Here is a 12,829-nt window from a genome sequence, read left to right on the forward strand (position 1 = left end):
AGGAGTGACGCCGTGGCCCGTCGTACCAGGCACGCTGCGCTCGCCCTGTTCCCCGTGCTCGCCCTGGCGGCCACGATGACGGCGTGCGCGACCAAGGTCAACACCGGCTCGACCGACACCGGGTCGGGCATCACCCTGGTCCAGAGCGGGAAGCTGGTCACCTGCACCCACCTGTCCTACAAGCCCTTCCAGTACTCGGAGGGCGACAAGACCGTCGGCTTCGACGTCGACCTGGTCGACCTGGTGGCCAAGGAGCTGGGCGTCACGCAGGAGATCTTCGACACGCCGTTCGAGACGATCACCTCCGGCGAGGCGTTCAACACCAACAAGTGCGACCTCGCCGCCGCCGGCATGACCATCAACGACAAGCGCAAGGAGGCGATCGACTTCTCCGACCCGTACTTCGACGCCTCGCAGGCGCTGCTGGTCAAGGGCGACTCGGGCATCAAGGGCCTGGAGGACCTCAACGGCAAGAAGATCGGCGTGCAGCTGGAGACCACCGGCGAGCAGTACGCCAACGAGAACGCCGCCAAGTTCGGCTACACGGTCGTGCAGTTCGAGGACCTGCCGCTGATGGAGACCGCCGTGCGCACCGGCGCGGTCGACGCGGCCATCAACGACAACGGCGTGCTCTACGACTACGTCAAGGAGTTCCCCGACACCGCCGTGACGAAGGAGTTCGACACCGGCGAGCAGTACGGCATCGGTCTGAAGAAGGGCAACTCCGCGCTCCAGACCAAGGTCAACGACGTGCTGAAGAAGGCCAAGGACAACGGCGAGTACGACAAGATCTACGAGAAGTGGTTCGGCAAGAAGCCGGAGTCGAAGTAACGGCTCGAACGGCGGGGTCGGTGCTCACGAAGCACCGGCCCCGCGCCTTGTCCACCCCACCCACGAGGTAAAAACCCCATGGCACTCTCCAAGCGGCAGCGCGCCAAGGCGTTCCGCGGCGCGCAATACGCGCTGCTGGTCGTCATCCTGCTCGCGCTGGCCTTCCTCGCCGACTGGGGCGAGATCCGGCGCGCCTTCTTCAACCTCGACATCGCCGCCTCGATGTTCCCCGGCGTCATCACCACCGCGCTGTGGAACACCATCTCCTACACCGCCCTGGGTTTCGTCTTCGGCCTGGCCCTCGGCCTGGTGCTGGCGCTGATGAAGCTGTCGTCCGTCGCGCCGTACCGGTGGATCGCCACCGTCTACATCGAGTTCTTCCGCGGCGTGCCCGCCCTGCTGGTGTTCATCGCGCTGAGCTTCGGCGTGCCGCTGGCGTTCGGGCTCCAGTTCGACATCTACTCCACGGTGATGCTGGCGCTGGGCATCGTCGGCGCCGCGTACATGGCCGAGACGATCCGCGCGGGCATCCAGGCCGTGCCGAAGGGCCAGCTGGAGGCCGCCCGGTCGCTGGGCATGTCGCAGGGCCGCACCCTGCGCACGGTGGTCATCCCCCAGGCGTTCCGGATCATCCTGCCGCCGCTGACCAACGAGCTGATCCTGCTCACCAAGGACTCCTCGCTGATCTACATCATCGGCCTGGCCCGCGACCAGTACGAGCTGACCAAGTTCGGCCGCGAGACGCTGAGCCGGTCGCCGTCGCTGACCCCGATCCTGGTGGTCGGCCTGTGCTACCTGCTGATCACGCTGCCGCTGGGCTACCTGTCCCGCTACCTGGAGCGCCGCACCGGCGGCAAGAAGGTCCGCACGCCGGACTCGACGGAGGTGTGAGCGTGAGCGACGTGGTGGTGGAGATCACCGGCCTGAAGAAGTCGTTCGGCTCGCTGGAGGTGCTCAAGGGCATCGACGTGCGGGTCGAGCGCGGCGACGTGGTGTGCGTCATCGGGCCGTCCGGCTCGGGCAAGTCCACGCTGCTGCGCTGCGTGAACCTGCTGGAGGAGCCCACCGCGGGCAGGATCGTCGTCGACGGCACCGAGCTGACCGACCCGGACGTCGACATCGACGCCGCCCGCACCCGCATCGGCATGGTGTTCCAGGGCTTCAACCTGTTCTCGCACCTCAACGTGCTGAACAACCTCACTGTGGCGCAGCGCAAGGTGCTCAAGCGCGACGCCGCGCAGGCCGAGGAGATCGCCCGGCGCAACCTGGCGCGCGTCGGCCTGTCCGAGAAGATCGACGCCATGCCCGCGCAGCTCTCCGGCGGGCAGCAGCAGCGGGTCGCGATCGCGCGGGCGCTGTCGATGGACCCGGACGTGATGCTGTTCGACGAGCCGACCTCGGCGCTGGACCCCGAGCTGGTCGGCGACGTGCTCGGCGTGATGCGGCAGCTCGCCGACGAGGGCATGACCATGCTCGTGGTGACCCACGAGATGCAGTTCGCCCGCGAGGTGGCCGACCGGGTGCTGTTCATGGACGGCGGGCACGTCGTCGAGGAAGGGCCCGCCGAACAGGTCATCGGCGCACCGCGGCACGAGCGGACCAGGTCGTTCCTGTCCCGCGTGCTCGACCCGACCCACCAGGGGCCGGCCGCGCCCTGACCCCGGCCTTGCGCGGGTCGCCCGGTTCGCGCATTGTCGATCACATGGGCGAGGAGGGACCGCGGCGGTTCGACGTGTTCGACCCCGACCCGCCGCGCTCCCACCGCCTGGCCGCGGCCGAGGTGCTGCGCGGCGTTGGCGAGCAGGAGGCCGCGTGGCGCCTGCCGCGCAGGCGGGCGGGCATGCCACCGGTGGTGCGCGTCGCGGACCGGTTCCTGACCGGGCAGCTGGACCTGCGGGCGGTGGAGTTCCCGTACCTGCTGGAGTTCGTGCGCTGCCGGTTCGAGGAACCACCGGACCTGCGGCAGGGCAAGCTCGCCGGGATCGAGTTCGCCGGGTGCCGGCTCCCCGGGCTGCTCGGCCGCAACCTCTCCAGCGCCAACGAGGTCTCCCTGGAGGGCAGCACCGTCGAGGGCCTGGTCGACCTCGTCGATGCGGACGTCGCCGGGTCGCTGACGCTGCGCGACGCCGCCCTGCGCGCACCCGGCGCGATCGCGTTCTACGCGGACCGGCTGACGTTGGCCGGCGGGCTGATCGCGCAGCGCGTGCGGGTCGAGGGCGAGCTGCGGATGGCCGGCGCGCGGATCGGCGGGTACTGCAACCTCGGCGGCGGGCTGCTGGACAACCCGTCCGCGTACGCGGTCAACGGCACCGGCCTGCACGTCGGCGGGAACGTGCTGATGAACGGGTGCGCGCTGCGCGGCACCGTGCTGTTCGCCGGCGCCCGGTTCTCCTCGGCGCTGACGCTGCGCGGCGCCACCGCCGCCGACGGGCGCGAAGACGACGACGCGCTCGACCCGCACTCCGACCCCAACGCCACCCTGGTGTTCGACCGCCTCACCGTGGACGGCGACGTGCAGCTCGACCGGGGGTTCAGCAGCGCGGGCGCGGTGCGGATGGTCAACGCCGCGCTCGGCGGCACGCTCTCGCTGTCCGGCGGGGTGTTCGACGCGGGCGGACCGGTCGTGGAGGAACCCACCGGCTACGGGCGGGCGCTCCAGACCGAGACGGCCGAGCCCACCGGGTTCGGCCGGGCCCTGCACCTGGACGGCGCGCAGGTCGGCGGGGACGTCATCGCCCGGCAGGCGCGGGTGCGCGGCCAGGTGCGGATGGTCGACCTGCAGGCCAGGGGCAGCCTCATCCTGGACGGGTCCGTGCTCGACAACCCCCGGGCCGACGCCGTGCTGGGCAACCGGTCCCGGATCGGCAGCAACCTCACCGCCCGCGAGGTCGAGGTGACCGGCGGCCTGGAGCTGCGCGGCGTGCACGTCGGCGCCAACCTCGACCTGCGCGGCAGCCGCGTCACCCGCCCCGGCCGGTACCGCCACCAGGCCGCGGGCAAGCCGTCGCTGGACGTCGGCGGCGCGGTCATCGGGCGCGACCTGATCTGCGCGGGCGGCGCGAAGGAGTTCGTCGCGCACGGCGGCGTGCGGGCGCGGCGGGCGCAGGTCGGGCGGATGGCGACGTTCGCCGGCGCGGTGCTCGGGGACAAGCTCAACGCCCACGCCCTCAACCTGCTGGGGATGCAGGTGCAGGAGCTGGTGCTCACCCCCGTCACCCCGCCGCGCGGCGACGTGACGCTGCGGCAGGTGCGCTGCACGTCGTTGGACGACAACGAGAACTTCTGGGGCGCGACCGGGCGGATCGACCTGGAGGAGTTCCGCTACGACTCGCTGCGGCACCCCATCGACCTGCGCGACGACGAGGAGGTCGACCGGAGGCTGCGGTGGCTGCGCCAGGCCATGCGGCGGACGTACCGGCCGAGCCCGTACGACCAGTTCGCCGAGATGCTGCGGGCCAGCGGCAACGACGAGCACGCCGCCATGGTGCTGGTCGAGAAGCAGCGGCTGAGGTACCGGGCGATGGCCGAGGGCCGCGGCTGGCTCCGGCCGCTGGTGCTGGTGTGGAGCTGGTTGCAGCGGGCGATGGTGGGGTACGGCTACCGGCCGGCGCGGGCGGTGGCGTGGCTGGTGGTGACGTGGCTGCTGGGAAGCCTGTGGTTCGCGTCCGGGCCGGCGCTGCGGGAGATCAACGAGCAGGACCACCTGCCGTGGAACCCGTGGTTGTTCACGATCGACCTGGTGGTGCCGATCGTGGACTTCGGGAACAAGAACCGGTGGCAGACGCCGGGGGTGTCGCAGTGGATCGCGTCGGGGTTGATCGTGCTGGGGTGGGTGCTGGCCACTACGGTGGCGGCGGGGTTGACGCGGGCTTTGAAGCGCTGAGCTGGGTGGATGCGGATTTCGATCACCCGATGTGGTGATTGGTGTACGGGATCGGGGGGTTCGGGACTCGGTTGAATATGAAGGAAACCCGCCGCGACCACCACACCTCCCCAAGCCCCCTCGCCCGCTTCCAGCCCACCCTGGCCTGGCCGCTCCGCCCTGGCCGCTCCGCCGCCTTCGCCTCCTCCGCCGCCCCGGCACCTCGCCCCTGCTGCCGGACACCTCGCCCCGCCTGACCCGCCTCGGCACGCCGCCTGCCCCGCACCACGACGCCTGCTCCGCGCCCACGCCGCATGCCGCCCGCCCGTGCTCTTGCCGCCGTGAGCCTGCCGCCGCCGTGAGCGTGGCCCCGTCCGGGAACGATTCGCCGCGCGTCACTTAGGGTTGCCGGCATGACGGACCTGGTGCTGGCCCTGGACGTCGGCGGCACCAAGATCGCTGGTGCCCTGGTGGACCGGAGTGGTGCGGTGCAGCGCGCGGTGCGCGTGGGTACGCCGCGGGCGACCACCGAGCAGACGTGGGCCGCCGTGGTGGGGGTGGTCGAGCAGGTGCTGCGCGGTGAGGGCGTGGCCGGGGTGGGGATTGCTTGTGCGGGGCCCGTGGACGCGCCCGCGGGGACGGTGAGCCCGATCAACGTCCCGGCCTGGCGGGATTTCCCGCTGCGCGATCGCGTTGCCGACCTGGTGCCGGGGGTGCCGGTGGAGCTGGCGGGTGACGGGCCGTGCATGGCGCTTGGCGAGCACTGGTTGGGGGCCGGTCGGGGGAGCCGGTTCATGGTCGGGCTGGTGGTGAGCACCGGGGTCGGCGGTGGGCTGGTGCTGGGTGGTCGGCCGTTCGGTGGGCGCACGGGGAATGCCGGGCACATCGGGCACGTGGTGGTCGAGCCGGACGGTGAGCCGTGTGCTTGTGGTGGGCGCGGGTGTGCGGAGACGGTCGCGGGTGGGCCGCGGATGGTGGACTGGGCGCGGCGGCAGGGGTGGTTGGCGCCTGACGACGCTGATGCGGCGGTGCTCGCGGCGGCGGCTCTGGCCGGGGAAGAGGTGCCTCGGGCCGCGTTCGAGCGGGCTGGGCGGGCGGTGGGGATGGCTGTCGCGGCCACGGCCGCGGTGGTGGACCTTGATCTCGCGGTGATCGGGGGTGGGGTGGCCCAGGCCGGGGAGTTGTTGTTCGGGCCGGTTCGCCGCACCCTGGCCGACCACTGTGGACTGTCCTACTTGGACGGATTGAGGGTTGAGGCCGCTCGGTTGGGTGGGCAGGCCGGGCTGGTGGGAGCCGCCGCGCTGGTGCTGGGCGGGTAAGCCGGGACAGCCGCGGGTAAGCCGGGACAGCCGCGAGCAGTGCCGGGGGCGATGGCCGCGGGTAGTGCCGGAGGGCGATAACCGCAGGTAGTGGCCGCGCAGGTGGTAGCCGCAAGGTGGGGCGTGGGAGTCGGCGGGTGCTGGGGCCGGGACCGGCCCGGCCCCAGCTGGGCCGTCAGACGTCGTCAGGCGCGATCAGGCGCCGAACGTGATCGGGGCGATCAGGCGTCGACAGCACCGAACCGCGCCGCGAACGAACGCCGAACACCGCACGTGCTCAGTGCGCCGCCACGGGCTTCACGCGGTTGCTGTCCTCGTCCACGTGGTAGTCGTCGGCGTCGGTCTCGTCCGTGCCGTTGAAGACGCGGGCCTTCCGGGCGATCAGCGTGACCACCACCGCCACCAGCAGGTTGGCCAGGACGGCCACCGCGCCGACGTACACCTGCACCGTCGACCCGGCGAACGGGTGCCAGCCGAACAGCGAGAGGTTGCCCAGCGGCAGCGCGGAACCGGCGAAGTGGGCCTTGCCGATCGCCGGGTTGCCGATGTTGTAGAGCAGCCACATGCCGTAGCCCATGCCGGCGACCCAGCCGGCGATGAGGCCCCACACGTGGAACCACCGCGTGTACAGCGCGATCGCCACGGCGGGCAGCGTCTGCAGGATCATCACGCCGCCGATGAGCTGGAGGTCGATGGAGAACTGCGGGTCGACGAACACGATGAACGCGACCGCGCCGAACTTGACCACCAGCGACGCGAGCTTGGCCTGCTTGGCCTCCTGGGCGGGGCTGGCGTCCTTCTTCAGGTACTCCTTGTAGACGTTGCGGGTCCACAGGTTCGCCGCGGCGATGGACATGATCGCGGCCGGGACCAGGGCGCCGATGCCGATGGCCGCGAACGCGATGCCGGCGAACCAGGAGGGGAACTCCTGGCCGAACAGCGACGGGATGATCGTGTTGGTGTCGGGGCGGCCGGTGGCCTGGTTGGTGATGGGCTTGACGCCGGCGCTGATGGCGACGAAGCCGAGCATCGCCAGCAGGCCCAGGAGCAGCGAGTACGCCGGCAGGGCGACCATGTTCCGCTTGATCACGTTGCGGCCGCGCGAGGCGAGGATGCCGGTCAGCGAGTGCGGGTACAGGAACAGCGCCAGGGCGGAGCCCAGGGCGAGGGTGGCGTACTGGAGCTGGTTGTTGGCGGTGAGCAGGATGCCGTCGGCCTTGGACTCGGTCGCGGCGTACTTGGCCTGCGCGCCGTCGAAGATGGCGCCCCAGCCGCCGAACTTGGTGGGCAGGTAGACGACGGCGACGAGGATGACCAGGTAGATCAGGGTGTCCTTGACGAACGCGATCAGCGCGGGGGCGCGCAGGCCCGACTGGTAGGTGTAGAGCGCGAGGATCACGAACGCGATGAACAGCGGCAGGTGGCCGAGGATGCCGCCGCCGTTGAGGCCCATGGTGCGCAGGACGGCTTCGAGGCCGACGAGCTGGAGCGCGATGTAGGGCATGGTGGCGACGATGCCGGTGATGGCGACGAGCAGCGCCAGCCAGTGGGAGCCGTAGCGGCCGCGGACGAAGTCGGCCGGGGTCACGTAGCCGTGGACCCGGGACACCGACCACATGCGCACCAGCGGGAGGAACACGATCGGGTAGAGCACGACCGTGTAGGGCAGGGCGTAGAAGCCCAGCGCGCCGGAGCCGAAGACCAGGGCGGGCACCGCCACGAACGTGTAGGCGGTGTAGAGGTCGCCGCCGACGAGGAACCAGGTGATCCAGGAGCCGAACTTGCGGCCGCCCAGGCCCCATTCGTCGAGGTGGTCGAGGGTGTTGCCGGCCTTCCACCGCGCGGCCATGAAGCCGAGCGCGGTGACGAGCAGGAACAGCGCGCTGAAGACCACCAGTTCGGTCCACTGCATCTACTTCGCCCCCTCGTCGAGGTCGTCCACACCGAGCAGGTCGGGCTTGCCGTGGACCGCGGGTTCGTCCTTGGTCTTGAGGTAGACCAGGCCGACGCAGGCGACGCCGACCGGGACCCAGGCGAACTGGTACCAGTAGAAGTACGGCAGCCCGAGCAGTCTCGGCTCATCGGAGTTGAACCACGGCGTGACCAGCATGAGCAGCGGGACCAGCAGCAGCAGGTTCCAGTTGCTCCAGCGCAGGCTGGATTTTCGAGCAGACGGCATGCGCGCCCCTCCGAACGACCCTTGTTACACGGTGTCGCGCGATGCTAGGCCCGGGAGCGGGTCCAGTCACCATGTCGGGCGGGTTGCCTGCGGATGACGTAGCTGGATCGTGACCGTTTTTTCACTCTCCGCGCAGGCCGGTCACGAGGTGCTGCTCCGCGCGGTCGAGGTAGGCGAGCAGGGCTTGTTCGGCCTGCCGAACCCGGCCGGCCTCCAGGTGTTCGAGGATCTCCTCGTTGAGGGCGAGGTAGTCCTCGTAGAACATCCGCGAGTCGCCCATGATCACGAACGCCAGGCGCAGCTCGGCGAGCAGGCGCCGCACCTCCTCGTCGAGGCGGGCGCTGCCCGCGAGGGCGGTGATGGCCTGGTGGAAGCGGACGTTCGCGGTGCCGACGCCGGACCAGTCGTCCCGCTCGCGCTGCCCGACGCCGAGGGCGACGGCGTCGCGGACGGCCTGCCGGGCGGCCTCGGGGGCGCGTTCCCAGCGGCGCAGCGCGCCGCACTCGATGACGCGGCGGGCGGCGTAGAGGTCGACGATGTCGGGGACCTCGGGCACGCGGACGAACACGCCCCTGCTGTACTCGTGCACGAGCAGGCGTTCGTGGGTGAGCAGGCGGAACGCCTCGCGCAGGGTGTTGCGGGAGACGCGGAGCGCTTCGCCGAGCGCCTTCTCGTTGAGCTGTTGGCCGGGTTTGATGTCGCCGTTGAGGACGCTGTCGCGCAGCTTCTCCGCGACCCGCTCGGCGGTGGTGGAGCGGTCGAGGTCCGCGCGGTCCCTGGCCAGGTTGTTCAGCCAGTCGTCCGCCTCGACGGTCGTCATGGTGAACAAGCCTACTACCGGACGAGTTCAAATGGAGTATTGAAGGATTGTTGAACAATCCCCACACTGGTGGACAGGGGAGGAACCTGGGCGCGACGAGAACTCGGGCAAGGCAACTAGGGCGAGGCGGCCCGGGCGAGGCGGCCCGGGCGAGGCGGCCTGGGGCGAAGGCGGTGTCCCGACAGGGGCGCCGTGGGCGGGAGGGAGGGCACCGTGGACCTCAACGCGGACGTGGGAGAGGGCTTCGGCCCCTGGTCGCTCGGCGACGACCGGGCCCTGCTCGACATCGTGACCAGCGCGAACGTCGCGTGCGGCTTCCACGCGGGCGACCCGGACACGATGCGGCGCACCTGCGAGCGGGCCGCGGCTCGGGGCGTGGCCGTCGGCGCGCACGTGGGCTACCGCGACCTCAACGGCTTCGGCAGGCGGTTCGTCGACGTGGCACCGGGCACGCTGACCGCCGAGGTCCTGTACCAGCTGGGCGGCCTGGACGCGTGCGCCCGCGCGGCCGGGACCCGCGTCGCCTACGTCAAGCCGCACGGTGCGCTCTACCGCGCGCTGGTCGCGCACGAGGCGCAGGCGGACGCGGTGGTGGACGCGGTGCGGGCGTACGACCCGGCCCTGCCGGTGCTGGGGGCGCCGGGCGCGGTGTGGTTGAAGCGGGCCGAGGTGGCGGGGTTGCCGGTGCGCTACGAGGCGTTCGCCGACCGGGTGTACTCCGCGCTGGGCACGCCGGCCGACCGGGAGCGGCCGGGCGCGGTGCCGCACGACCCGCGGGAGGTCGCGGCGCGGTGCGTCGCGCTGGCCGCGGACGGCCGGGTCCGCACGGTCGACGGGCGGCTGCTGCGGATGCGGGTGGACTCGATCCGGGTGCACGGCGGGACGCCGGGCGCGGTGGCGGTCGCGCGGGACGTGCGCGAGGCCCTGATCGGCGCCGGGGTGCCGCTGGGGCCGTTCGCGGGTGGGCTGGACCGGGTGAGGGCGTGAACCCCCGCGCGTGCCCCCCGCGGTCGAGCCCCGGGGGCCGTTCGCGCGGCGAGGCGGGCCGAACGGCGGGTTCCACCTCCCGCACCCGGTTCGGCAGCATCGAGGCGTGATCAAACGACTCCGCGCGGTGATCCTGTCGACCGTCCCCCTGGCCCTCGCCCTCACCCTCGTCCCCGCCGTCGCCCACGCCCGACCGGCGCCCTGCCTCGACCCGAACGCGCCCACCACCGTGGAGGAGCAGCGCCTGGACGACCGGCTCACCCCCGCGGGCCCCGAGGTCGGCCCGGAGCTGGCCCGGCTCGCCGGCTTCGACGACGACGTCGCCGGCTTCACCGCCCGGCTGTGCGCGACCACCACCCGGACCGCGGCCCGGCAGCTCGCCTCCGCCGGGGGCACCGACCTGTGGCGGGCGGCCGTGCGGCGGGCCCAGTCCGGGCCGCAGTCCTGGGACGCCTACGACGACCGGCCGCTCTACTGGGCACGCCTCCAGGTCACCAGGGCGCTGCGGCAGTGGCAGGCCCCGTTCTCCCTGCCCGCCGCCGAGCGCGCCGAGCTGGTCGAGCGGTTCGACCGGGCGTCGCGGGGCGTGACCGACGTCCGGTTCGGCGCCGGGGTGCGGCGCGTCGCGGTGACCGGGTTCGACCCGTTCCAGCTGTTCGGCACGTCCGTGCGGCGCAGCAACCCGTCCGGTGCGGCGGCGTTGCGGCTGGACGGGCGGGTGGTGGACACGCCGCGGGGCCCGGTCGTGTTCGAGGCGGCGGTGCTGCCGGTGCTGTGGGGCTCGTTCGACCGGGGCGTGGTGGAGCGGTTCTACGGCTCGGCGTCCTCGGCCCACGCGTTCGTCACGATCAGCCAGGGGCGGCCCGGGCAGTTCGACGTCGAGCGCTGGGCCGGCCGGTGGCGCGGCGGGTTCGGGGACAACAACGACGTCTCCGCGGTCGGGCCGGTGCCGGACGCGGCGGGCTGGCCGCAGCCGGCGCACGAGTTCATCGAGACCACGCTGCCGCACGACCGGCTGGTCAACGCGGGCACCGGGCCGTTCCCGGTGCTCTACAACCGGGTGTTCTGCGAGTGGCCGGTCGGCACCACCCCCGGCACGGGCACGCCGAGCTGCCGCACCGACGAACCGACGCCGGGCGCGGCCGCGGCGCAGGGCAGCGGCGGCGACTACCTGTCCAACGAGTCGATGTACCGGGCCAACCGGCTGCGGCTGGGCCTGGGCGCCACCGGGGTCGCGGGCGGCCACCTGCACACGCCCGTGCTGCGCCAGCCGGTCGACCCGGCCGCGCTGACCGACGCGGAGTTCGAGCTGGAGCGCCGCGACATCGCCGACCAGGTGCTGGCGCTGGTGTCGCTAGTCTGACCGGCGTGAGGGGCTGGCGGGCGGCGGTCGTGGCGGTGGCCGCGCTGTCGCTCGCCGCCTGCACCGCCCACGTCCCGGGCACGCCGGACGCCGAGGTCGTCCGCCCCTCCCTCACCCCGTCACCCGACCAACTGCCCGAACCCGGCCAGTGCACGGACGGCGGTGTCGAGGTGCTGGACTGCGCGGGACCGCACCAGGCCGAGGTCACCGAGGTGGGGCGGCTGCCCGACCTCGGCCCGGACTACCCGGACGACCGCGACCTGCGCCGCGCCGCCGTGCCGCCGTGCCGGACCGCCCTGACCGCCTACCTGGGCAGCGCCGACCACGACGCCACCCGGTTGCAGGCGCGGGCGTTCTGGCCCAGCCGCGACGGGTGGGCCCGCGGCGACCGGTGGCTGCTGTGCGCGGCGGTCGAGGTCCGGCCCGACGGCGCGCCCGCGCCCCGCACCGGCACGGTCCGCGACCTGCTCAAGGCCGCGGGCTTCAGCACCGTTCAGCTGTGCTCGGCCGGGTCGCCGGGCGTGGACGCCGACGCCGGGCTCGTCGGCTGCGACCAGCCGCACCGCGCCGAGGCCGTGCCCGGCGTGCTGGCCCTCGGCGGACCGAAGGACCCCGCGCCATCACCGGAACAGGTGACGCAGCGGGCGGCCGAGCACTGCGCGCGAGCGGTCAACGGCTACGTGGGCGCGCCCCGCGACGACGTGTTCGCCTCGTGGCGCGCCTTCGGCAGCCTCGCCTGGTCCGAGGGCTACACCTCGGTGATCTGCTTCGCCGAGGCGACCCGCCCGTTCACCGGGCGCCTGTGGGGCCTCGGCCGCAACCCGCTGCCCGCCTGAACCGGGTTGTGCACACGACCCACAGGCTGTGCACAGGTCTGTCCACAACCTGTGGACAACTCACCGCCGGCGGAGCCCTGACACGATCAGCAAAACCCCGACCAAGATCGGTGACCCGCTGTCGAACACCGGCCTGAGCACGGGCAGGAGGGTGATGAGACCCAGTTCGTGTACCACCGAAAAGGTGATGGCCAGGACGCCGGCCGTCAGCGGCGCGGCTGGGGACAACCTCCCCAGGCACACCACTCCCACCAGCAGTCCCGCGAGTCCCAGCGCCACCAGGCCGCGCACCCGGACCTCGTCGAACTGGTCGACGCCGTAGCCCCACGCGAACGCCGCGACCACCGCCGCCAGCGCCCCCGGCGGCACCGCCCCGAGGTGCCACCACACCGTTACCCGCTTCTCCGCCGGTTGAACCCGGTGGTAGCGGAAGACACCCGTCCGGGTGTCCACGCGCTCCTCGCGCGGGCTGTCGTAGTGCAGTCCACCGAGGAAGTCGTCCGGCCGGCTCACCACTCCTTGGTACGCCCGGTCGGGCCGGAAATCACCCCCCGTGACGAACCCGCCGGCGAACCCGAGCACGAAAAAGGGACCCGGTGGGCGCCGTTGGCCACCGGGTCCCGGTCCGCGGG

General features: G+C 72.4%; 12 protein-coding genes. 8 read left to right on the forward strand and 4 right to left on the reverse strand.

All coding sequences use genetic code 11. The annotated features are described in order from the left end of the window. The first annotated feature begins 12 nt into the window (after window positions 1–12). The 5 genes from EKG83_RS46120 (at window position 13) to EKG83_RS46140 (ending at window position 6,012) form a co-directional block, all read left to right on the forward strand. Window positions 13–831, forward strand: coding sequence for a transporter substrate-binding domain-containing protein (locus EKG83_RS46120; protein WP_033428267.1), 819 nt, complete (start codon window positions 13–15; stop codon window positions 829–831). A 78-nt stretch (window positions 832–909) separates the two neighbouring features. Then, window positions 910–1,722 (forward strand): amino acid ABC transporter permease, encoded by an 813-nt coding sequence (locus tag EKG83_RS46125; protein ID WP_033428266.1) that lies wholly within the window; start codon window positions 910–912, stop codon window positions 1,720–1,722. A gap of 2 nt (window positions 1,723–1,724) precedes the next feature. After that, window positions 1,725–2,489 (forward strand): amino acid ABC transporter ATP-binding protein, encoded by a 765-nt coding sequence (locus EKG83_RS46130; protein WP_033428265.1) that lies wholly within the window; start codon window positions 1,725–1,727, stop codon window positions 2,487–2,489. Between the two features lie 44 nt (window positions 2,490–2,533). Next, a complete protein-coding gene (locus EKG83_RS46135) occupies window positions 2,534–4,714 on the forward strand; it encodes a bactofilin family protein (RefSeq protein WP_051764586.1) in 2,181 nt (726 codons plus the stop codon). Window positions 4,715–5,106: 392 nt separating this feature from the next. Next, entirely contained in the window at window positions 5,107–6,012 is a 906-nt protein-coding gene (locus EKG83_RS46140) for an ROK family protein (protein ID WP_033428264.1), read from the forward strand. Window positions 6,013–6,289: 277 nt separating this feature from the next. Here EKG83_RS46140 and mctP read toward each other — a convergent pair whose 3' ends face one another. The 3 genes from mctP to EKG83_RS46155 all read right to left on the reverse strand — a co-directional run bounded on the left by mctP (window position 6,290) and on the right by EKG83_RS46155 (window position 9,011). Beyond that, on the reverse strand, window positions 6,290–7,924 hold the full coding sequence (gene mctP, locus EKG83_RS46145) for a monocarboxylate uptake permease MctP (protein ID WP_033428263.1): 1,635 nt from the start codon (window positions 7,922–7,924) through the stop codon (window positions 6,290–6,292). Continuing rightward, window positions 7,925–8,191 carry a DUF3311 domain-containing protein gene (locus EKG83_RS46150; protein WP_033428262.1) on the reverse strand — a complete coding sequence of 89 codons (267 nt, stop codon included), beginning with the start codon at window positions 8,189–8,191 and terminating at the stop codon, window positions 7,925–7,927. Window positions 8,192–8,312: 121 nt separating this feature from the next. After that, window positions 8,313–9,011: a GntR family transcriptional regulator gene (locus tag EKG83_RS46155; protein WP_033428706.1), complete on the reverse strand. Its 699-nt coding sequence runs from the start codon at window positions 9,009–9,011 to the stop codon at window positions 8,313–8,315. 213 nt (window positions 9,012–9,224) lie between these two features. On the opposite strand from EKG83_RS46155, the gene EKG83_RS46160 reads away from it, so the two are divergent. The 3 genes from EKG83_RS46160 to EKG83_RS46170 all read left to right on the forward strand — a co-directional run bounded on the left by EKG83_RS46160 (window position 9,225) and on the right by EKG83_RS46170 (window position 12,197). Continuing rightward, complete coding sequence (locus tag EKG83_RS46160; RefSeq protein WP_084716069.1) at window positions 9,225–9,998, forward strand: LamB/YcsF family protein; 774 nt, start codon at window positions 9,225–9,227, stop codon at window positions 9,996–9,998. A gap of 106 nt (window positions 9,999–10,104) precedes the next feature. Further along, entirely contained in the window at window positions 10,105–11,361 is a 1,257-nt protein-coding gene (locus EKG83_RS46165; RefSeq protein ID WP_228122453.1) for a hypothetical protein, read from the forward strand. A gap of 5 nt (window positions 11,362–11,366) precedes the next feature. Then, window positions 11,367–12,197, forward strand: coding sequence for a septum formation family protein (locus EKG83_RS46170; protein ID WP_033428260.1), 831 nt, complete (start codon window positions 11,367–11,369; stop codon window positions 12,195–12,197). Between the two features lie 60 nt (window positions 12,198–12,257). Here the strand turns inward: EKG83_RS46170 and EKG83_RS46175 are convergent, their stop codons facing one another. Continuing rightward, on the reverse strand, window positions 12,258–12,710 hold the full coding sequence (locus EKG83_RS46175; RefSeq protein WP_153278836.1) for a hypothetical protein: 453 nt from the start codon (window positions 12,708–12,710) through the stop codon (window positions 12,258–12,260). Between the last annotated feature and the right edge of the window lie 119 nt (window positions 12,711–12,829).

The organism is Saccharothrix syringae (assembly GCF_009498035.1).
Classification (GTDB): Bacteria; Actinomycetota; Actinomycetes; order Mycobacteriales; family Pseudonocardiaceae; genus Actinosynnema; species Actinosynnema syringae.

Coding starts and splice junctions, on each gene's coding strand:
- EKG83_RS46135 (WP_051764586.1), top strand. CDS start 2,534: ATGGGCGAGGAGGGACCGCGGCGGTTCGACGTGTTCGACCCCGACCCG.
- EKG83_RS46155 (WP_033428706.1), bottom strand. CDS start 9,011: ATGACGACCGTCGAGGCGGACGACTGGCTGAACAACCTGGCCAGGGAC.
- EKG83_RS46150 (WP_033428262.1), bottom strand. CDS start 8,191: ATGCCGTCTGCTCGAAAATCCAGCCTGCGCTGGAGCAACTGGAACCTG.
- EKG83_RS46140 (WP_033428264.1), top strand. CDS start 5,107: ATGACGGACCTGGTGCTGGCCCTGGACGTCGGCGGCACCAAGATCGCT.
- mctP (WP_033428263.1), bottom strand. CDS start 7,924: ATGCAGTGGACCGAACTGGTGGTCTTCAGCGCGCTGTTCCTGCTCGTC.
- EKG83_RS46125 (WP_033428266.1), top strand. CDS start 910: ATGGCACTCTCCAAGCGGCAGCGCGCCAAGGCGTTCCGCGGCGCGCAA.